This is a genomic window from Streptomyces sp. NPDC026589, from assembly GCF_040638385.1.
Lineage (GTDB): Bacteria > Actinomycetota > Actinomycetes > Streptomycetales > Streptomycetaceae > Streptomyces.
This window is the reverse complement of the sequence record NZ_JBEZYG010000025.1, coordinates 39,314-60,876: the sequence shown is the minus strand read 5'-3', so window position 1 is coordinate 60,876 and position 21,563 is coordinate 39,314. Positions and strand designations below refer to the sequence as shown.

General features: G+C 74.1%; 10 protein-coding genes. 5 read left to right on the top strand and 5 right to left on the bottom strand.

From position 1 onward, the window contains the following. Positions 1 to 27 precede the first annotated feature (27 nt). Together AB0F29_RS32900 and AB0F29_RS32895 are read right to left on the bottom strand one after the other, a co-directional pair. On the bottom strand, positions 28 to 1,272 hold the full coding sequence (locus tag AB0F29_RS32900) for a serine/threonine-protein kinase (RefSeq protein ID WP_361879926.1): 1,245 nt from the start codon (positions 1,270 to 1,272) through the stop codon (positions 28 to 30). Between the two features lie 295 nt (positions 1,273 to 1,567). Next, on the bottom strand, positions 1,568 to 3,259 hold the full coding sequence (locus AB0F29_RS32895; RefSeq protein ID WP_361879923.1) for a serine/threonine-protein kinase: 1,692 nt from the start codon (positions 3,257 to 3,259) through the stop codon (positions 1,568 to 1,570). Positions 3,260 to 3,753: 494 nt separating this feature from the next. Here AB0F29_RS32895 and AB0F29_RS32890 point away from each other — a divergent pair, with 494 nt between their 5' ends. From AB0F29_RS32890 to AB0F29_RS32870, 5 genes are all read left to right on the top strand, one after another. Continuing rightward, the gene (locus AB0F29_RS32890; RefSeq protein ID WP_361879920.1) at positions 3,754 to 7,515 is read left to right on the top strand and encodes an FHA domain-containing protein; all 3,762 of its coding nucleotides are present in this window, start codon (positions 3,754 to 3,756) and stop codon (positions 7,513 to 7,515) included. A gap of 254 nt (positions 7,516 to 7,769) precedes the next feature. Continuing rightward, complete coding sequence (locus AB0F29_RS32885; RefSeq protein ID WP_361879917.1) at positions 7,770 to 9,134, top strand: ABC transporter substrate-binding protein; 1,365 nt, start codon at positions 7,770 to 7,772, stop codon at positions 9,132 to 9,134. A 109-nt stretch (positions 9,135 to 9,243) separates the two neighbouring features. Next, positions 9,244 to 10,530, top strand: a complete 1,287-nt coding sequence (locus tag AB0F29_RS32880; RefSeq protein ID WP_361879914.1) for a sugar ABC transporter permease — start codon at positions 9,244 to 9,246, stop codon at positions 10,528 to 10,530. A 100-nt stretch (positions 10,531 to 10,630) separates the two neighbouring features. Further along, entirely contained in the window at positions 10,631 to 11,521 is an 891-nt protein-coding gene (locus AB0F29_RS32875) for a carbohydrate ABC transporter permease (protein WP_361879911.1), read from the top strand. A 189-nt stretch (positions 11,522 to 11,710) separates the two neighbouring features. Further along, on the top strand, positions 11,711 to 13,936 hold the full coding sequence (locus AB0F29_RS32870; RefSeq protein ID WP_361879909.1) for a bifunctional glycosyltransferase family 2 protein/CDP-glycerol:glycerophosphate glycerophosphotransferase: 2,226 nt from the start codon (positions 11,711 to 11,713) through the stop codon (positions 13,934 to 13,936). A 49-nt stretch (positions 13,937 to 13,985) separates the two neighbouring features. On the opposite strand, the gene AB0F29_RS32865 is transcribed toward AB0F29_RS32870, so the two are convergent. From AB0F29_RS32865 to AB0F29_RS32855, 3 genes are read right to left on the bottom strand one after another with little or no spacing between them, the layout of a single operon-like run. Continuing rightward, positions 13,986 to 15,128 (bottom strand): glycosyltransferase, encoded by a 1,143-nt coding sequence (locus AB0F29_RS32865; protein ID WP_361879906.1) that lies wholly within the window; start codon positions 15,126 to 15,128, stop codon positions 13,986 to 13,988. Then, positions 15,125 to 18,010 carry a CDP-glycerol:glycerophosphate glycerophosphotransferase gene (locus tag AB0F29_RS32860; protein WP_361879904.1) on the bottom strand — a complete coding sequence of 962 codons (2,886 nt, stop codon included), beginning with the start codon at positions 18,008 to 18,010 and terminating at the stop codon, positions 15,125 to 15,127. Before AB0F29_RS32860 ends, AB0F29_RS32865 begins: the two co-directional genes overlap by 4 nt. Next, a complete protein-coding gene (locus AB0F29_RS32855) occupies positions 18,007 to 21,453 on the bottom strand; it encodes a CDP-glycerol glycerophosphotransferase family protein (RefSeq protein ID WP_361879901.1) in 3,447 nt (1,148 codons plus the stop codon). Before AB0F29_RS32855 ends, AB0F29_RS32860 begins: the two co-directional genes overlap by 4 nt. Positions 21,454 to 21,563: the final 110 nt, after the last annotated feature.

Sequence of the window (21,563 nt, the reverse complement as noted above, 5' to 3'; positions counted from 1 at the left end):
GCTCTGTCAGGGGGCTTCCGACGTCTCCTACGGGCTCGCCGGCGCCGAGTTCTCGCTGTCCTGGGGCGCCCGATCCCCGTCGCCGCCGCCGGACAGCAGGCCACCGACCACAACGGCCGCGCAGACGGCGAGGGCGGCGACACCGAGGGTGATGCGGCGCTTGCGGACGGCCGCCGACTTGTTGCGGGCGGAGCCGGGCCGGGGCCTGCCCGGGGCGCGGGGGGCGCGGGCCGTCCCGAGGGGGCCGCCCGCCAGTTCGTCCGGGGCGGGGACGCGCATGCTCGTGTGGGTGTCCCGGTTGGAGTCGGGAGCGGAGCCGGGCACCAGCGGGACCGCGCCGCGGCGGCGGGGCTCCTCGGCGGCCGGGGTGTACTGCTGCTCGTCGTAGGCGGCGGGCTGCTGGTCGCTCTCCTCCGGGCCCGGCTCGTCCACCTCCAGCGGGGGTATCCCCGCCAGCAGGGGCAGCAGGTCGCGCAGCCGTACGGCGAGCTCCGAGGCGCGCAGCCGGGAGGCCGGGGCCTTGGCCAGGCACTGGACCAGGAGCTGCCAGAGCTCCTCGGGGATGCCGGGGAGCGGGACGACGGTCTCGGTGACGTGGCGGCGCAGGACCGCGCCGGGGTGGCCGCCGCCGAAGGGCGTGAATCCGGCGAGCAGCTCGTAGAGCACGGTCGCCAGGGCGTAGATGTCGACGGCGGCGCGCGGCGGGAGGCCCTCGACGATCTCGGGGGCCAGGTAGTCCGGCGTACCGATGATCTTCGTGGCCTTGGTGCGGCGCGGGGTGTCGATCAGCTTGGCGACGCCGAAGTCGGTGAGCAGGGCCGGGTGCGCGCCGCCGGGGCCGAGCGGGCCCTCCATGTCGAGCAGGATGTTCTCCGGCTTGACGTCCCGGTGGACCACGTGGGCCTTGTGCGCGGCGGCGAGCCCGTCGGCGACGTCCGCGATGATCGCGACGGCGGCCTCGGGGGCGAGGCGGCGTTCGCGGTCGAGGCGGGTGCGCAGGTCGGTGCCGCGGACGAGGGTCATGACCAGGGCCAGGTCGTTGCCGTCCACGACGAGGTCCCGGACGGCGACCACGTGGGGGTGGACGAGTCCGAGCAGGGCTGTGCGCTCCTGCACGAAGCGGCCCACGAGCTCCTGGTCGGACGCGAGGTCCTCACGGAGCAGCTTGATGGCGACCGGGCCCTCGGGCCCTTCGCCGAGCCATACCGTGCCGGCGCTGCCGCGCCCCAGGATCTGGTGGGCCGTGTACCGGCTGCCGATATTCCGTGCCAAGACTGCTCCCTCAGCGGCTGGCGGTGGACCCCCGGTCGACAAAGTTACGCGGCGTTCGGGGTGTCACGTGCCCTGGATGGCACCGACCTTCACTTCTCCGGGCCAAATAGGCCCGGAGAAGTCGACAAAGGGACAGGGTTACGGTCGGACCGCGCCCGACCGATACGGGCCGGACCTCGCCCGACCGATACGGACCGGACCTCGCCCGTCCGTTACGCGGTCGGGTGCCGCTCGACCGTTCCACGTCGGATGTCGCCCGACCCTTACGCGTCGGGCACCGCCCGGCGGTTTCGGGTCAGGCCCCGCCCGAGCTGCCCGTGCTGTCCCCGAGCTCGGAGAACCAGCCGCTGACCGTGCCGATCGCGTCGCCGATCGCCTCCCAGTAACCCTTGCCCTGCGCGACCCAGTCCTGGAGCGGGGTCAGCTCCCAGATGAGCCAGCCGGCGACGATCAGGAGCACCACGGTGAACAGGCAGCCCTTGAGGCAGCCGAGTCCGGGGATGCGCATCGGGTTGGCGCCGCGCTGCCTCGGCGGACGCGGCTCGCGCGGCGGGCGCGGGGCCGGCTGCTGCGGCTGCGGGGGCGCGTACTGCTGCCGCTGGGGCTGCTGGGGCGGCTGCGGCTGCTGGTAGCGCTGCGGCTGATGCTGTTGCTGGTGTGGCTGCTGCTGGTGTTGCGGCGGGTACTGCTGGTGCTGCGGAGGCGGCTGGCGGCGCTGGGGCGGCTGCTGCTGATGGGGCTGCTGCGGCGGCTGCTGGCGCTGGGGGCGGCGGCGCAGCGGGTCCTGGCTCGGGTCGAGGTACTGGACCTGGGTCTGCTCGTTGCGGTCGCGGGCCGCCTGGAGCTGCGACTGCCAGGGGTGCGGCCCGTCAGGCTGCGGCGGCCCGTCGGGGCGCTGCGGCACGGGTGGCATGACGGACGTCGGGTCGGCGTTGCCGCCGCCGGGGCCCTGGCCGCCCGGGCCGCCGGTCTGCTGGAAGACGCTGGTGGGCGCGGCGGGGTCGTAGGAGCCCGCGTTGCTCGGCAGCACCTGCGTGGGGTCGGCCGCGCCCGGGGTGTCCGGGACGGCGGTGGGCGCCGGGTCGGGGGCGAGCAGGGCGCCCACCCCTTCGGCGGCGGCGATCTGGGCGGAGTTCGCGTGGACGCCGATGCCCGAGGCGACCGTACGCAGACCGCGGGCCAGGTTCTCGGCGCTGGGCCGCCGGTCCGGGTCCTTGCTCAGGCAGCGCTCTATGACCGTCCACAGCGGGGCCGGGACGTTGGAGGGGCGGCGGGGCTCCTCGCTGAGGTGCCGGTGCAGGACTTCGAGGGCGGTTCCCCCGGCGAACGGCGGGCGGCCGGTGACCAGCTCGTACAGCAGGATGCCCGCGCCGTAGATGTCGACGGCGGAGGTCTGCGGGCGGCCCTCGGCGGACTCCGGCGCCACGTAGGCGGGGGTGCCGACGAACTCGTGGGTCCGGGTCAGGCCCGGGGAGTCGGCCAGGCGCGCGATGCCGAAGTCGGTGAGCATCGGGTGCATCTGGCCGTCGCGCTCGTCGACCAGCACGTTGGCCGGCTTGAGGTCACGGTGGACGACGCCGTCGGCGTGGCTGGCGGCGAGCGCGTCCGCGATCTGCGCGGTGAGCAGGGAAGCGGCGACCGGGGTGAGCGGGCCGTTCTCGCGGAGGTAGCGGTGCAGGTCGGGGCCGTCGATCAGGTCCATCACCAGGGCGAGGAGATCGCCCTCGACGACGAGGTCCCGGGTGCGCACGATGTTGGGGTGCGTGAGCCGCAGCAGGACGGAGCGCTCCCGCAGGAACCGCATCACGACGTCGGCGTCGTTGGCCAGCTCCTCCTTGAGAACCTTGATGGCCACGGTCTCGCCGGGCTGACCCGCGACGGCTGCCTCGGCGCCCGCGGTCTCCCGCTGGCGGGCTCGCCAGACGGTGCCCGTGGCGCCGCGTCCGAGCGGCTCCTCGAGCAGGTACTTGCTGCCTACGGGCCGCACGTCATGCGCTCCCTGCTGATCGTGGTGCTTGCGGTCCCCCAGGGGTCTTGTTCGCTCCTTGGGCCCGCCCGAATGTTCCGGCCCACTGTAGTGCCGCCGAACGGGGCACCGGGGGCTCATGTTTCGGGGGAAGACGCGCGGACCGGGCGGAAGGTTGCCGCACGGCTGATCACAGGCCGGTCAGACGTTCGGTGGCAGGAGCGGATTTCTGTCCGGCGCCCGGCGGGCAACCACCGGGAAACCCGTCCGAGCGGCGGGATCCGGACGCAAGCAGGCACTTTTGCGCCCACAGCCGACCATTCAAGATCATTTAAAGGTGACCGCCGGGCGTGTTGTCAGTGGCAGGTGCGAGGATGCCTCCAGCACGGATCTGCGAGGTCGGAGTCTCGCGGTGCGTGACGACCTGTACGGACGACGTGTCCGTGCCGGGTGGGGGGAATCACAGGGCGTTTCCCCTGCCGGGCACCCCCGCGCAGAAGGGACCGCTGACGGCGATGCAGATCCGGCTGACCGTCCTCGCGCCGCGCAGCGGCCAGACCCCGGCGCGCACCTGCGACGTGCTCGTCACCGCACCCGCCGGGACGGCGCTGGCCGCCGTCGCCTCCCAGCTGGCCTCCGCCGTGGCGGGGCCCGAGAGCTCCCAGGGCGGCGGAGCGATCGTGTTCTTCGCCGGACGGGAGCGGCTCGACGGGCACCGCATCGCGCTGGGCGAACCGCCTCTGGTGGACGGCGCGGTCCTCTCGCTCCAGGTCCCCGGTGACGACGAGGCGACGGACGATCCCGTTCCGGCCCAACTCCATGTGGTGGCGGGCCCTGACGCGGGCGGCGTCCACCTGCTGCACGGCGGGCAGATCCGGATCGGCCGCTCCGCCGACGCGGACGTCCCGCTCGACGACCCGGACGTCTCCCGGCTGCACTGCGCGGTGACGGTCTCCGACGACGGCCGGGTCTCGGTCGCCGACCTCGGTTCGACGAACGGCACCTCCCTGGACGGCGTCGAGGTGCGTGAGCGGCCGGTCCGCCTCGCCCCCGGCGCGCTGCTGCGGCTCGGCGAGTCCGCCCTCCGCCTCACGACGGGCTCCCGTCCGGCGACGCTGCCGACCGCCCCGGACGGCGAGGGGCATCTGCGGGTGGCCCGCGCCGAGACGGGCTCTCCCGCCCCGGGCCACGGCACCGGCGCGCCGCTCTCCACGCACACCCCCGACCACGGCGGCCCGGGCCACGGCCACGGTTACGGCGCACCGGCCTCCCCTTTCCCCGGTTCCCTCGGGTCCCCCGACTCCCTCGGGTCCCTCGCTCCCGCCGGTTCACCGGCGCCCGAAGGGCCCCACGGCGGCTCCGGAGCCCCGGGCTCCTCACTCGAAGAGGGCTCCTGGCCCGAGCACGCCGAGGCCGGGCCGGGCGGCGCGTATCCGGGGCAGGACACCCATGCCCGTGGCGAGGCTCCCCGGCGCGGCATAGGAGCATGGGCGAGGCGGCTCAAGGGCGGCGCGAGGGTCGAGCAGCCGGCGGGCCCGGAGACCGGGGCGGGCGTCCGACGCGACACGTACGGCGCCTCCCGCGCCCCGGGCGGCCCCACGGCACCCGGGTCATCGGCACCCGGCTCATCGGCGTACGGCTCATCAGCGCCCGGGGCGGGCGCGTACGACTCCGCGGCCGGGCCCCACGACTTCCCGGGCGGAGCCGGCTTCCCCGGCTTCCCGGGTGGCTCCAACGACCCGTCCGGCGGTCCGTCGGGGGCCGGACACCTCGCCTCCCCGGTCTCCCCCGGCTCCCCCTTCTCCGCGCTGCCCACGGCCCCCGAGGGCACCTGGCCGGATCCGGCGGCCGTGCTGATGACCGCGCTCGGCCCCGGGCCCCGGCTCTGGGAGCGCCATCCGGAGCACCCGGAGGCGCTGGTGGTGCGGCTCGGCACGACCGACCGGGCCGAGGTGCCCGCCGTGCCGGTGACCGTGGGGTTGCGGGAGGCCGGTTCGCTGGGGCTCGCCGGTCCGCGCGCCCGGCTGGCGGGTCTGGCCCGCGCCACGGTGGCGCAGCTCGCCGCGCTGCACTCCCCCTTCGACCTGGAGATCGTCCTCATCAGCACGGACCGCTCCCGCCCGCTGGAGGAGCGGCGGCGCGAGTGGTCCTGGCTGGGGTGGCTGCCGCATCTGCGCCCGACGCACGGGCAGGACTGCCGGCTGCTCCTCGCGTACGACCGTGAGCAGGCGGCCGCCCGTACGGCCGAGCTGGTGCGCCGCCTCGACGAGGGCCCCCTCGGTCCCGGCTGGCCGCATCTGGACCGGGCCTCGGTGGCCGAGGCCGCCCGCGCCCACACGGGTCCGCACACGGTGGTCGTCCTGGACGGCGACCCCGGTACGGCGATGCTGCGCGAGACCACGGCACGGCTGGCCGGGGCGGGCGCGGCGGCCGGGATCCATCTGATCTGCCTGGCCGAGACCCCGGCCGCCTCCCCCACCTCCCCGGTGTCCGCGACGTACGAGACCGCGTGCCGGGCGTCCATCGCCTTCCGGGAGTGCGGGGCCGTCGCGATGCTCAGCGGGGATGTCGCCACGGCGTTGCGCCTGTTGCGCACGGCGGGCGGGCAGGCCGCGGGGCACGGGACGGTGGCCGCGGTGGACGCGGTGTCGGCGGCCTGGGCCGAGCGGTTCGGGCGGGCGCTCGCCCCCCTGCGTGAGGAGGGCTCGGCCGCGCTGGCCGGCCGTCCGACGACCGCGGCGCTGCCGCCGTCCGCCCGGCTGCTGGACGAGCTGGGCCTGGCCCGGGCGACGCCGGCCTCGCTGATGGCCCGCTGGGCGTCCACGGCGGAGGCCCAGCCCGGCGCCTCGGCGCCCCGGGCCGCGGCGGCCCGGGCACCCCGCCAGGAGGTGGACAGCCCCAACTCGGGGCGGACCCTCAGCGCGGGCCCGCGCGTCGGCCCGCAGCGCACCGCCACCTCCTCCCCCGACCGCGACTCCGGCCGGACGCCGTACCCGGCCGCGGGGGCCCCCGACCCTGACCGCACCCCGTACCCACCGCTCGACGCCCGCGACTCCGGGCGCACCCCGTACCCACCGCTCGACACCCGCGACTCCGGGCGCACCCCGTACCCACCGCTGGATTCACGGGACTCGGAGCGCACGCCCTATCTCGGCGGCCGACGCTCCGGGCCGGGGCAGGGCTCCGAGGGACGGGGCGACTGGGGCGCGCCCCAGTCCGCCGCCCACATGGGCCGGCCGGTCCTCGTGCTCGGGGCGGGCCCCCGGGGGCCCCTCAGCGTCGATCTCGCCGACGAGGGGCCGCATCTGCTGATCGAGGGTCCGCCGGGCAGCGGCCGCACCGAGCTGCTCCGGGCCGTCGCCGCCTCGCTGGCCTCCGCCGCCCGGCCCGACCGGCTCGGCATCCTGCTCGTCGACGGCTCGGGCGGCGAGCGGGGGGAGCGCTGCGAAGGGCTGCTCCCCTGTACGGAGCTGCCGCATGTGTTCACCCACCTCGTGGCGTGCGACCCGGTCCGGATGAGGGAGTTCGCGCAGGCCCTGGGCGGCGAGCTGAAGCGGCGCGCCGAGCTGCTCGGCGACCTGGACTTCGCCGCCTGGCACGAGCGGCACGCCCAGCAGGAAGGCCCGCCGCGCGTCGTGGGCCAGCGTCCGCCGAGCGGCGCCGAGCGGCGGGGCGATCTGGACTCCCCGGCCAGCGGCACCCTGCGGTTGCGCCCCATCGCCCGGTCCGGGGACCCCGGACCGTCGCCGCTGCCCCGTCTCGTCGTCCTCGCCGACGACTTCGACGCGCTGGTCGCCCCGTCGCTCGGCAGTCCCGGCAGGCCGGCCGCCGGTTCGGTGGTGCGGGCGCTGGAGGCCGTGGCCCGGGACGGTGGGCGGCTCGGGGTGCACCTGGTCGCCACCTCCGCGCGCCCGGACCGCACCGAGGACACCGAGCTGGCCCGTGGCGCCCGGCTGCGCATCGTGCTGGACGCCCCGGTGCTGCCGCCGTCCCCGGACGAACCGGCCCCCGGCCGGGGCAGGCTGGGGCATCCGGACGGCCGGCTGACGCCGTTCCAAGGGGGTCGGGTCACCGGTCGCATCCCGCGTACGGCGACGCTGCGGCCCACCGTCGTCCCACTGGAATGGGAGCGGATGGGCGATCCGCCGACCCGGCGTCCGGTCCGGGAGCTGGGCAACGGGCCGACCGACCTGGCCCTGCTCGCCAGCGCGTTGGAGCGCGCGGCCCGTTCGGTGAACGCGGAACGGCTGCCGGCGCTGGTGCCGTTCCCGGCCTGACGCGGCCACCGGCGCGGCCACCTCAGCAGCCGGCCCCCTCCCCTCCGCCGGCCCGGGCACCGTTTCGACGCGCCCCCTGCCCCGGCAGGCTTCCGACATGCCCTGACATGACGTCACGAGGCGATCACGATAAGCCTGTTGGGGCCTCAGGTGGTATTGCGGGGCCCGGTCGCCCGGCGTAGGACTGTGCGCACGGACGACGTGGTCCGGGCATGCGGACATGGCCGGACGCGTACAGAAGAGACGGGGCAGGAATGCGCACAACCTTCTCGATACGCAGGGCCGCGGTCGTGTTCGCGGCGGCGGGCGCTCTGGCGCTCACCGGCTGCGGAGGCGACGGCGACGGCAAGAAGAAGACGGACGACGGCTCCGGCAAGGGCACGGACAGCGCGTCCACGGTGAAACTGCCGAAGCTGGACGGGGAGGACATCTCCGTCGCCGCGGTCTGGACCGGACCGGAGCAGGCGAACTTCACCAAGGTGCTGGACGAGTTCGAGAAGCGTACGGGCGCGAGCGTCACCTTCGTCCCGGCGCAGGACCCGATCATCAACTTCCTGGGCACCAAGATCGCGGGCCAGCAGCCGCCGGACGTGGCGATGATCCCGCAGGTCGGCGCGATCCAGCAGGCGGCCGCGAAGAAGTGGGCCAAGCCGGTCGGCCCCGAGGCGCGGGCCCAGCTCGGCCAGAACTACGCGAAGGTCTGGCAGGACCTCGGCGCGGTGGACGGCACCCAGTACGGCGTGTACTTCAAGGCGGCCAACAAGTCCCTGATCTGGTACAACGCCGCCGCGTTCGACAACGCGGGGGCGAGCGAGCCGAAGACCTGGAAGGACTTCCTGGCGACCGCGGAGACCATCTCCGCCTCCGGCGTCACACCGGTCTCGGTGGGCGGCGCGGACGGCTGGACCCTGACGGACTGGTTCGAGAACGTCTACCTCTCCCAGGCGGGGCCGGAGAAGTACGACCAGCTGGCGAAGCACGAGATCCCGTGGACCGACCCGTCCGTCAAGGACGCGCTGACCACGCTGGCCGGGCTGTGGGGGAAGCCGGAGCTGATCGCGGGCGGCGCGGACGGGGCGCTCCAGACGGAGTTCCCGGCCTCGGTGACCCAGACGTTCACCGGGGGCGACCAGCCCAAGGGCGCGATGGTCTTCGAGGGCGACTTCGTCTCCATCAACATCGCGCAGACCGAGGCGAAGATCGGCACGGACGCCAAGGTCTTCCCGTTCCCGGCGGTCGGCGCGGACTCCCCCGTGGTGACCGGCGGCGACGCGGCGGTGGCGCTGAAGGACACCAAGGGCGCGCAGGCGCTGCTGACCTGGCTGGCGTCCTCCGACGCGGCGAAGATCTGGGCCGAGGCGGGCGGGTTCATCTCCCCGAACAAGGGCCTGGACCTGAAGGCGTACCCGAACGACGTGCAGCGCACGATGGCCCAGGCGCTGATCGACGCCGGTGACGACGTCCGGTTCGACATGTCCGACCAAGCCCCGCAGTCGTTCGGCGGGACGCCCGGGAAGGGTGAGTGGAAGATCCTCCAGGACTTCCTGAAGAACCCGAAGGACATCGCGGGGACCCAGAAACAGCTGGAGTCCGAAGCGGTCAAGGCGTACAAGAGCTGACGCCGTGACGACAGCGACCGCGGGGGGCGCCGGAGCGGCGCCCCCCGCCGACGACGACACGCATCCCCGTCCGTCCCCGCCCCCGGATCCGAAGAGGTCCCGCCGGAGTGTGACCGGCACCCGCAGGGTCATCGCGGCGGCGTTCCTGCTGCCCGCGCTGGTGCTGCTCGGAGCGCTGGTGCTCTATCCGATCGGGTACTCGGTCTACCGGTCGTTCTTCGACCAGGCCGGTACGGGCTTCGCCGGGTTCGACAACTACAAGGCGCTGTTCACCGACGCCACCATCGTCACGGCGGTGAAGAACAACGCGATCTGGGTGGTCTTCGCCCCGACGGTCGCCACCGCGCTCGGGCTGATCTTCGCGGTGCTGACCGAGCGGATCCGCTGGGGCACCGCGTTCAAGCTGATCGTCTTCATGCCGATGGCGATCTCGATGCTGGCGGCGGGCATCATCTTCCGGCTGGTGTACGACCAGGCTCCCGAGCGGGGTGTGGCCAACGCGGTGGCGGTGGGCGTGCACGACACGTTCAACCAGTCCTCCGTCTTCCCGAAAGCGCGCCCGCTGCCCGTGCACCCGCTGGAGAAGGGCGACGGCGGGGCGTATCTGTCCAAGGAGCCGGTCCGGGCGGGCCAGCCGCTGCGGGTGCCGCTGATCGGCGTGGCTCCGGCGAGGATGCCGGGCGACGCACGGCCGGCGGAGGGCGCCCCAGCGGCCTCCGGGGACCAGATCTCCGGGACCGCCTGGCTGGACTTCACCCGGGGCGGCGGCGGGAAACCGAACGTCGTCGACCCGAAGGAGCTGGGCCTGAAGGGCCTGAAGGTCGAGGCGGTGAAGGACGGGAAGGTCGTCGCCACCGCCACGGCCGGAGCGGACGGCGTGTTCACCCTGCCCGCCTCGGCGGACGGGGCCCAACTACGCCTGCCCGCCGACAACTTCCGCGAGCCGTACAACGGCGTCGACTGGCTCGGACCGTCCCTCGTGACGCCCGGGATCATCGGCAGCTACGTATGGATGTGGGCCGGGTTCGCGATGGTGCTGATCGCGGCGGGCCTGGCCGGTCTGCCGCGTGAGCTCCTGGAGGCGGCACGGGTGGACGGCGCCAACGAGTGGCAGGTGTTCCGCCGGATCACGGTGCCGATGCTGGCGCCGGTGCTCGCGGTGGTCCTGGTGACGCTGATGATCAACGTGCTGAAGGTCTTCGACCTGGTGTTCATCATCGCGCCGGGCTCCTCGCAGGACGACGCGAACGTGCTGGCGCTCCAGCTGTACAGGTCCTCGTTCGGCACGGACGCGGACCTGGGCATCGGGAGCGCGATCGCGGTGCTCCTGCTGCTGCTGGTGATCCCGGTGATGCTCTTCAACATCCGCCGGATCCGGAAGGAGGGACGCCGATGACGGGCCACGCCCGCCCCGTGCCGCCTCCCGGCCGGGGGCCCGGGGGTCGCCCCCCGGGAGAACACAGCAACATTCGCCGGATCCGGAAGGAGGGACGCCGATGAGCGCGAACGACGCTTCTCTCAAGGCGCGGCAGTCCAAGCAGTCCCTCGGCGCCCGGATCGCCGCCCGCGCCGGCGGCGGGGTGATGCGGGTCTTCCTGATCCTGGTCGCCCTGTTCTGGCTGATGCCCACGATCGGTCTGCTGCTGTCCTCGCTGCGCGGGCCGCAGGACATCGCGGCGACCGGCTGGTGGAAGGTCTTCACCGCCCCGTCGGAGATGACCTTCGACAACTACCAGCGGCTGCTGGACAATTCGACGATCACCGGCTCACTCGTCAGCACCATCATGATCACCGTGCCCTCCACGGTGCTGGTGGTGGTGATCGGCTCGCTGGCCGGATACGCCTTCGCGTGGATGGAGTTCCCCGGCCGCGACTGGTGGTTCCTGCTGGTCGTCGGGTTGCTGGTGGTGCCGGTGCAGGTCGCGCTGATCCCGGTCTCCGAGCTGTTCGGCACCATCGGGATCTTCGAGACGACGCTCGGGGTGGTGCTGTTCCACACGGCGTTCGGCCTGCCGTTCGCGATCTTCCTGCTGCGGAACTTCTTCGCGGAGATCCCCCGCGAGCTGCTGGAGGCCGCCCGGCTCGACGGGGCGGGCGAGATCCGCCTGTTCACCCGGGTCGTGATGCCGCTGGGCGGTCCGGCGATCGCCTCGCTCGGGATCTTCCAGTTCCTGTGGGTGTGGAACGACATGCTGGTCGCGCTGATCTTCGCGGACTCCGAGTCGCCGCCGATCACCGTGGCGCTCCAGCAGCAGGTACGCCAGTTCGGCAACAACATCGACGTGCTGGCGCCCGGCGCGTTCGTGTCGATGGTGATCCCGCTGGCGGTGTTCTTCGCCTTCCAGCGGCAGTTCGTGTCGGGCGTGATGGCGGGCGCCGTCAAGTAGCCCTCGCCACAAGGCCGTACACCGTCGAAGACGCACGGCTGTACGTCAACCCGAAGCGGCTCGGTTCCCCGGAACCGGGCCGCTTCGCCGTCTCCGTCCCCCGATTGCCGCGTCCGGCGTAACCCTGTCATTCCATCCGACGTTTGCGGTCTGCCTGGTTTCCGCGAACGATCGACCCATGGATGTGTAGTGCCCCGGTTCTCCGTCATCGTGCCCGCATTCCGGGTCCAGGCGTATCTGCACGCGTGTCTGGATTCGGTGCTGGCCCAGTCCTTCAAGGACTACGAGGTCATCGTGGTCGACGACTGCTCCCCCGACGCCTGTGGGCCGATCGCCGACGAGTACGCCCGCCGGGACCCCCGTGTCACCGCACTGCACCTCCCCCGCAACACCGGACTGGGCCCGGCCCGCAACGCCGGGATGGACCGGGCGGGCGGCGACTACCTGGTCTTCCTCGACGGTGACGACACCCTGGTGCCGGACGCGCTCCAGACCATCGCCGACCGGATCGACGCGACCGGCGAGCCCGACGTCCTGATGTACGACTACGCCCGCACGTACTGGACGGGCCGCAGCGTGCGCAACGTCCTGGCCGCCCATCTCGACGAGGGCGGGCCCGAGCGCTTCCGGCTCACCGACCGCCCCGAGCTGCTGCAGCTCCTCATGGTCGTCTGGAACAAGGCGTACCGGCGCGCGTTCATCGAGGCCGAGGGGTTCACCTTCCCGCCCGGCTACTACGAGGACACTCCCTGGACCTACCCGGTGCTGATGTCGGCCGGGTCGATCGCGGTGCTGGACGCGGTCTGCGTCTCCTACCGGCAGCGGCGGCGCGGCAACATCCTCTCCACCACCAGCGAGAAGCACTTCGACGTCTTCGACCAGTACGACCGGGTGTTCGCGTTCATCGACTCACGCCCCGAACTCGCCCTGTGGCGGCCGGTGATGTTCCGCCGGATGCTGGACCACTTCTCGGCGCTGTTCGCCTCCCGGGACCGGCTGCCGCTCCACCGCCGCGCCGCGTTCTTCCGCCGGGCGGCCGCGTCCTGCCGCCGCTACCGCACCCCCGGCGCCCCGGCCCCCCGTCGCGCGCTGCTGCGGCACGGCCTGTTGCGGCTCGGCGCGCGGCGCACCTATCAAGCGCTGTCGGGGGCCCAGCGCCTGGGCGGCCGGCTGCGCCGGGGGGTGGCGGCCGGACGCCGGGCGGTGCGGGGCGCGGCGCTGCGGGCGCACTACCGGATCCAGTCGCGGCTGCCGCTGCGCTCCCGGGACGCGGTGTTCGCCACCCGGGCAGGCGGGTACACGGGCAGCCCGGCGGCGATCGAGGCGAAGGTCCGCGAGCTGATCCCGGGGGTGCGGACGGCCTGGATCTGCCGGCCCGTGGACGCCCACACCGTGCCGACCGGCACCCGGCACCTCGCGCCCGGCACCTTCGCCCACTGGACGGCGCTGGCCCGCTCCGCGTACCTGGTGAACGACTCCCTCTTCGACCGGTGGCTGGTCAAGCGCCGGGGCCAGGTCCTGCTCCAGACGCACGAGGGCACGCCGCTGCGGACCGTGGGCACCGATCTGCTGGACCGGCCCGCCGCCGCCCGGGGCACCGACTTCGAGCAGCTGCTGCGCTCGGTGGACACCTGGGACTTCTCCCTCTCGGCGAACCCGCACTCCACCCTCGTACGGGAGAGGGCCTATCCGTCCGCGTACACGACGCTGGAGTACGGCTCGCCGCGCAACGACGTGTACCACCGCACCGGTCCGGCCGATGTGGCGCGGCTGCGCGAGACGCTGGGGATCCCGGCGGGCAGCACGGCGCTGCTGTACGCCCCGACGCACCGCGACTACCGGCGGGTCCAGCGGCCCGCCCTGGACCTGGAGCGGCTGGTCCGGGTCCTGGGCCCGCAGTTCGTGGTCCTGGCCCGGGCGCCGCACCCCGCGGGCCCCGGCGGCCGCCGGGCGCCGCATCCCCGGATCATCGACGTCCATGGGCACCGGTCCGTGGAGACGCTCGCGCTCGCGTCGGACGCACTGATCACGGACTACGCGTCGCTGATGTTCGACTACGTCAACCTGGACCGCCCGGTGGTGCTGCACCTGCCCGACATCGAGGCGTTCGAGGCGGCCCGGGGCACGTACTTCGACATCACGGCGTTCCCGCCCGGCATCGTGGCCCGGGGCCAGGACGAGCTGTTCGACATCTTCGCCACGGACCACTGGCGGGGTTCCCGCGCGGCGCAGCTGCGGGCGGCGTTCCGGGCCCGGTTCTGTCCGTACGACGACGGGTACGCCGCCGAGCGGGTGGTGCGGCGGGTCTTCCTCGGGGAGACAGGCGGCCTGCCGTTGCCGGTGCCGTCCGCCGCCCGCCGGACGCCTACGGCCCTTCCGGCGCAGGACGGGGCCGGGGCGGGCGTCAGGGGCTGACCGGCCCCGCCGCACCCAGACGCGTGCTCCGCACGCGCCCCGCGCGCGCTCAGCGTTCCAGGAACGCGAACAGCTCCTCCCAGCGGCGCAGGGTCTCCGGCTCGGAGAACCGCTGGACGCCGGACCGGGCCCGCGCCCCCATCGCGTCGCGCAGCCGGGGGTTGCCGGTGAGCCGCAGCAGCCGGTCGGCGAGGGCGGCGACGTCTCCGGCGGGGGCCAGAAGACCGTCCTCGCCGTCGCGGACGATCTCCCGCACCCCGGGCGCGCAGTCGAACGCGGCGCAGGGCACACCGCTCGCCATCGCCTCCAGCAGGGCCAGCGGGAAGCCCTCGCCCCGGGAGGACTGGACGAAGACGGAGGCCTCGGCGAGGGCCCGCTCCACGTCGTCGGTGCGGCCCATCCACTCCACACAGCCGTCGAGGCCGAGGCTCGTGCACTGCTCCTTCAGCGCGGCCTCGTCCTCGCCGGCCCCGTAGATCCGCAGCCGCCAGTCGGGGCGGGCGGGGGCGACCAGGGCCCAGGTGTCCAGGAGCAGGTCGATGCCCTTCTGGTCGCTGAGCCGGCCGACGCTGGCGACGGTCCGCGCGGTGCGCGGGGAGGGCACGGCGGGGAGGCGGGAGAGGGCGTTGGGCAGGAAGCCGACGTTGTTCATGCCGTCCCCGGCCCACTGGTCGGCGTCCTCCTCGGTGAGGACGAGCCAGTGGTCGAGGTCCTTGTAGTGGTTCTTGATCCAGCGGTAGCGGTGGCTCGCGCGGGAGTAGCCGTAGGACTCGTGGCTCATCCCGATGACCCGCACCCCGGTGGTGTCGGCCTCTTTGACCCATTCCATCGCCCAGACCTGGGTGACGATGACGACCGCGCCGGGGCGGGCGGTCGCGAAGATCTCCGAGAGCCGGGCCACCGCCCGCTTCTTGGCGGCGACCCGGGCCGCCTCCCTGCGCCGGGTGGGGAGGCGGAAGCGGTCGCGGATGCCGTGGGGCGTCCAGGGGGTCGGCGGGTGGGCGGGGTAGAGGGCGGTGACGGGGTGGCCGGGCTCGGCGGGCAGCGCCATCTTGAGGTCGGAGGCGTGGATGCCGATGGCGTGGACCCGGTGCCCCTGGCCTGCGAGGAGGCGCGCGGTCTGGTGCGTCCAGCCGGTGACGCCGCCGAGTTCGTCGGTGCTGTTGGAGACGATGAAGACGTCGCGGCTCATCGGCCGGCCCCCCGGTCGTGGTCGAGGTCGATGGTGTGACGGGCGCCCCGGGAGGATCCGGGGGCGAAGACGGCGGCGACGGTCCTGCGGGCGGCGTCGCCCCGGTCGTAGGTCCCGAACTGCCGGATGAAGTCCCGGCGCCGGTCGGCGTACCGGGTGTCGGTCTTCTTCAGCTCCGCGAGGGTCGCGAACAGCTCCTCCTGCGTCTCGGTCACCGGCCCGGGGGCCTTCTCCCGCAGGTCGAAGTAGCTGCCGCGCTCGGCCGCGTACGCCTCCAGGTCGGGGGCGTACAGCACGACGGGCCGGTCGAGGAGGGCGAAGTCGAACATGATGGAGGAGTAGTCGGTGATCAACACGTCGGTGAGAGCCAGGAGTTCTTGGACGTCGTGGTGGCGCGAGACGTCGACGACCGCCCCGGGCGGACAGAGCGGCAGCCGCGCGGACTCCAGGTAGTGGGCCCGTACGAGCAGGGTGTGGGTGTCCCCGAACCGCTCCGCGAACTCCCGTACGTCCAGCAGGAGTCGGGCCCTGCGCTGCTTACCCGGCCCGCCCCGGAACGTGGGGGCGTACAGCACGGTCTTCTTGTGGTCGTCCAGCCCGAGCGCCCCGGCCAGCGGCGGGCGCGGCAGCCGTCCCTCGGTCTCGGCCCGGTCACGCTCCGCGATCAGGACGTCGTTGCGCGGGTAGCCGGTGCGCAGGAGCCGTTCCTCGGGCAGCCGGTAGGCGCGGGCGAGGGTGTTCACGTCGTGCTCGGAGCGGACGAGGAAGTGGTCGAAGCGGTCCACGGCCTGCTGGAGCCGCGCGCGCTGGGGGGCGTTCTGGAGCCGTACGCGGGTCTCGTCGAAGCCCATCCGCTTGTACGCGGAGCCGTGCCAGGTCTGGAGGTACGTGGTGTGCCGGGGCTTGCGCAGCTGCTGCGGGAAGCCCTGGTTGTCGACCCAGTACTCGGCGCGGGCCAGCGCCCACAGGTAGCGCCAGGACCAGCGGCGTACGAGGCGGGCGTCGTCCGGGAAGCCGACCGGGGAGGGGTCGTAGGACCAGGTGGCACGGAGCCTCAGGCCCTGGCGGCGGATCTCCTCGTAGAGGGCGCGCGGGCTGTCGCCGTAGCAGGTGCCCATGTGGCTTTCGAGGACGACGGAGCCCCGGCGCACGGGGAGCCGGGTGAGCCAGGTGTTGTAGACGGGGACCTTGAAGCCCCGGGAGCGGTAGCGGTCCAGGTGCCTGCGCAGGGACCGGACGAGGAGCTTCGCCTTGCGCGCGGGCCGGAAGCGGGTGGCGTAGCGGACCAGGCGGTGGGTGGTGCGGGCCGGGCGGCGGCGGGCGGTCAGCCGGAGCGCGAAGTGGTCCTTGAGCGTGATGTAGGGCTCCCAGGTGTCCCCGGCGAGCCGCCCGAGCCAGGGCCTGGCGGGGAACCGGACGGCCCCTTCCACCTGGTCCTGCGGGGCGAACAGGTCGCTGACGGAACGAGGCCCGTCGGGGCCCCCCGCGGTCACGGTCAGCCGCGCGTCCCACGCCGTGTCCCGGACGCCGACGGGGCGCAGGCGGCGCGCGACGTCGGCCCGTGCGCGCCAGCTGATCCCGTTGCCGTCGTGCCGGATCTCCTCGACCGGGAAAGCGACGGCGCGCGCCCCGCCCCGGGCCCGGAACTCCAGGGTCGCGGCGAGAGGGGCGTCGGGCCCCGGGCCGCCGTGGCCGGGCAGCACGAGGCGGCCCTCCAGCAGCAGGCGGCCCCGGTCGGCGGTGGCGCGGGTGAGCCGGTTCATCAGCCGCGCCCCGCCGAACGTGCGGTACCGGTGCCCGAGTTCGGTGACGTCGACGCCCGGCCCTTCCGGGCCGCCGCCCCAGGCCACCCGGCCGTCCGCGCCCGTCGTCAGCGGCGCGCACACCGTGGCGGGCCTGCTCAGCGCGTACGCCGCGGTGAGGACCCCTTCGGCGTCGCCCCGGGCCAGCAGGCGCACGGCGACCCGTTCCAGCGGCGGCAGGTCCGGCGGGCCGTCCCGGAAGGAGCCGGTCAGCGCACGGGCGGCGGCCGCGGCGACCCGGTCGCGGCGGGCGGCGGGCAGGTGGGGGAAGGACCGGGCGAGCGGCACCAGGTGGTCGCGGGCGAACGCCTTCTCCCGTTCCTCGCGCAGCTCGGACAGGCCGCGCGCGAGGAGGGTGTTGGCGACGCGGCGGTGCGCCTCGACCAGGGCGGCGAGGTCGCGGGCCCGGTCGGGGACGGCCCGGCCGGTCACGATCAGCCGGCGGACGAGGGCGATCCGGCCGACCGCCGCGGCGGCGAGCGGGCCGAAGAGGATCTCGCCGTGCGTCAGGTCCTCCTCGTACCGCAGCCCGTGCCGCCTGGCAGCCTCGCGGCGCAGGCAGAACCCGGTCACCAGGGCGTCCCTGACGACGAGTTCGGGGGCGTCGGCGAAGCGGGCGAGGGTGCGGGAGCGGGCGTACAGCCCACCCTGCCAGGACGGCTCCCGTTCCTTGCCGCTCTCGTCCGCGACCTGGCTCCAGCGGCCGGCGATCAGGTCGGCGCGGCTTCTCTCGCCGGCCTGCCAGAGGTTGCGGCAGGCGTGGAGCTGGAGGCGTTCGCCGGCGGCTAGGACCAGGACGTACCGGCCGCCCGCCGCGTCCAGGCCCGCGTTGCGCAGGGCTCCGGTGGTGCGGACGGCCGGGTCGGCGTGGAGGAGGCGGACCCGCCCGGGGGCCCGGTCGGCGAGGGCCCGGGCGGCGGTCCGGACGGCCGGGGCGGCGGTGGAGGCAAGGACCACGACGGCCTCGGCTCCGCGCAGCGACTGGCCGAGCACGGACTCCACGGAGGCGCGCAGGGCGGCGGCGCCGCCGGGGCCCTCGTTGTCCCCGCCGCCGGTGATCACACAGCTGAAGTCGCTCATGCCTGCTCCGCCTTGAGCATCCGGTCGACGACCCCGGCGGCGGCGGTCCCGTCGTCGAGGTCGCAGAACGCCTCCCGGAACCGCTCGTACGCCCCCCGGTGCCCGGCGGTCGCGGCTTCCGGGTCGTGCAGGGCGGCCACGATCCCGGCGGAGTCGGGGATCAGGGGGCCGGGGGCACGCTGCTCGAAGTCGAAGCAGAAGCCGCGCAGGGTGTCGCGGTAGTGGGCCAGGTCGTGGGTGTGGAAGAGCATCGGGCGGCCGGTCTGCGCGAAGTCGAACAGGACCGAGGAGTAGTCGGTGACCAGGACGTCGCTGATCAGCAGCAGTTCGGCGACGTCCGGGTGGCGGGAGACGTCCCGGACGAAGTCGGTGTCGGGGACGCTGCCGCCGACGAGGTAGTGGCGGCGGACCAGCAGGACATGGTCCTCGCCGAGACTCTCCCGGGCGAGGTCCAGGTCGAGTTGGAGGTCGAACCCGTGACGCCCGCCCTGCCGTGGGCGGTCCTCGCGCCAGGTGGGGGCGTACAGGATCACGCGCCGCCCCTCGGGGAGCGCGAGCCGTTCGCGTACGGTGGCGGCGACCTTGTCCCGGTCGGGGGCGTACAGCAGGTCGTTGCGCGGGTAGCCGCACTCCAGGACCTCGCCCGAGTAGCCGAAGGCGCGGCGCATCACGGGGGTGGAGAAGCTGTTCGGGGAGACGAGCACGCTCCACTGGGCGGACCGGTGCTCCATGGACGCCATGTACGCGGCATCCGCGTGCGGGGTGCCCGCGAGGTCGCGGCCGATGCGTTTGAGCGGGGTGCCGTGCCAGGTCTGGACGACGGTCTGGCCCTCGGCCCGCTCGAACCACTCGGGCAGGTGGGTGTTGGTGACGATCCACCGGCTGCGGGCCAGCGCCTCGTACCAGTCGGCGCTGTGCAGGGCGATGGGGCGGACGCCTTCGGGTACGGCCGCCTGCTGGTCGCGTACCACCCACAGGTGCTCGATGTCCCGACCACGGGTGGCGAGTTCGCGGTGGACGGCACGGGGTGAGTCGGAGTACTGGCGGCCGTCGAAGCTGGAGTAGAGGACGGCGGGGCGCAGTTCGCCGGCCGTGGCGGCGCGCAGTCCGGCGTACCGCTCGCGCTGGATCCGCTGCGCGTACGGGCCCCGCTCACCGACGGGGAGGGCGGAGGCCGACTCCAGGACGAGCCGGTCGTGGTGGCGCCGCTGGAGGGTGAAGTCCCTGCCGTTGATGTGCTGTCGCGTCGGCAGGGTGGGGTGCAGGGGGGTGCTCAGGCGGAGCGGCCGGTAGGCCTCCGGGTCCCGCTCCCCCGGCTCGCGCAGGAAGAGGTACCAGCGCCCCTCGGCGAGCGGCAGCGTCCCGCCGGGTCCCTCGACGGCGGCGGGTACGATCACGGCCCGGAAGCCGTCGCCGTCCCCCCGCTCCAGGCCGAGGACCACCTCCTCCCGGTGGCCGCTGTGGCGCAGGACGAGTTCCCGGAAGGCGCCCGTGGGCTCGGGGAAGGCCCCGTCGAGGATGAGGGCGCCCGACTCCTCCCGGACGGCGGAGGTGACGACGGGCTGGACGGGCCGGTCGGTGAGCACGAGGTCGCCCGAGGGGTTGGGGGCCGCGTACAGCTCACGGCCGCCGGGCAGTGCGTAACGTCCGTCCTGGCCGTCGGTCGGGGCGGCCACCGTCAACGGCTTGCCCTCGCCCACGAGTTGGACGCCCCAGATATCGTCCTGTCCCCGGAAGGCGCTGAGCGGGATGTCCGCCGCCCGGGAGCCGAGCGAGCCGCGCAGGGCGAACTCCCGCGTCTCCTTGGTGCGCCACTCGGTGAGCCGGAGGGCGACCGGCCCGGCGTCGCAGAGGATCTTCACCTCCAGGCGCACGGCGTCCTCGACCGGCGACTGCCCGGTCAGGACGGCCGCGACGCGTTCGGTGCGCAGCTCCAGCTTGTTGCCGGAGAGGACGGGGACGATACGGGTCCGCTCGTCGGTGTACGTCACGGCGGGCGGGGCCGGGGTGGAGACGAGCCGCATGGGGCCCCGGCGCGGCCGGCCGGCACCGACGACGACAACCTCCAGCTTCCACGTCGTGCGCCCGCCGCCGCTCACCTTCCCGGCGAGTTTGCGCGGGTCGACGACGGCCGTGAACCCGGCGCGGTCGTAGCGGTGCAGGGAGCGGCCGGAGCGGGCGGTGGCCTCGTCGCCCGGGACCGGGCGGGTCCGCAGGGGGATCAGCCGCTTCCCGGAGCGCAGCCAGCCGAGCCGGACCGGGCCGCCCGGGGCGTTCCGTACGTACGCGTGACCGGTCAGGCGCAGCAGCCCGTCCCGCCAGACGGCCTCGGTGAGGTGGGCGTGGACGGGCAGGTCGGCGGAGGTCAGCGCGGTCGTGGCGGGCGGCAGGGGGTCGCGGACGGCGGGGTGGTGGGCGCGGGGGCGGAGCCGCCCGGTGACGTGGAAGGTGTCCCGGTCCTTCTTCTCGTCGGCGAGGAGGGCGAGGAGTTCGGGCAGCCGGCGTTCGCGGATGAGCTGCCACTTGACCCGCAGGTGCAGGGGCAGCGAGGCGAGGACGTCGGAGTCGACGGTGGCGGCGAACGCGCCCGCGTGCTCCAGGAAGGCTTCGTGGAACTCCGCGTCGCCGCCCCCGAGCGCCTCGATGAACAGCCACAGGTCTCCGGAGAGCGCGTGGGCGTCGTAGCGGCTCTTGGCCCCGGCCAGGTCGGGCCGGGCGGCGAGGAAACGGCTGACGGTGGTGACGGCGGTGACCCGGTCGCGGATGCCCCGGGGCACGGCCCGCCGGGTGGTGATCGAGCCGTCGCGGTCGCGCCAGTGGTAGACGGGCTCCTCGACGACGTCGACGGAGCGGGCCAGGAAGTGGGCGGGCAGGACGACGGCGATGTCCTCGTACAGCACCCCGGTGGGGAAGGCGAAGGCGTGCTCGTCCCAGAAGGCGCGCCGGAAGACCTTGTTGCAGGCGATGCGGTCGCCCAGCAGGGCCCAGTCCCGGGTGACGTGAGTGGACCGCCGGGCCTTCTCCATCGGCTTGCGGAACATCGGGGACTGTTCGAGATCCCCGTTGGCACGTAGCCGGAGCACGTTGCCGGTGGCGAAGTCGGAGCCGGAGCGGTCGAGTTCGGCGAGCATCCGGTCGTACGCGCCGGGCGGCACGACGTCGTCGCTGTCGACGAACGTCAGGAACTCCGCGCCGGGACGGGCCTCGCGGATCCCGGCGTTGCGGGCCGCGCCGAGCCCGGCGTTCTCCTGCCGGATCAGCCGGAAGCGCGGGTCGCGGTCCACGAACTCCTGGGCGAGGTCCGGGCCGTTGTCCGTGGAGCCGTCGTCGACGAGGACGACCTCCAGGTCCGGCATGGTCTGCTCGGCGAGCGAGGACAGGCAGGCACCGAGGTACTCCTCGACGTTGTAGAGGGGGACGACGACGGTGAGACGGGGTGCCATCGCGGCGCACGATCCTTCCGGGCGGACGACATCAGGGGCAATGAGCGTCGGGGGCTTGGGGCTTCAGGGCTTGAGGGCTTGGGGCTTCGGGGGCTTGGGCTTCGGGGGCT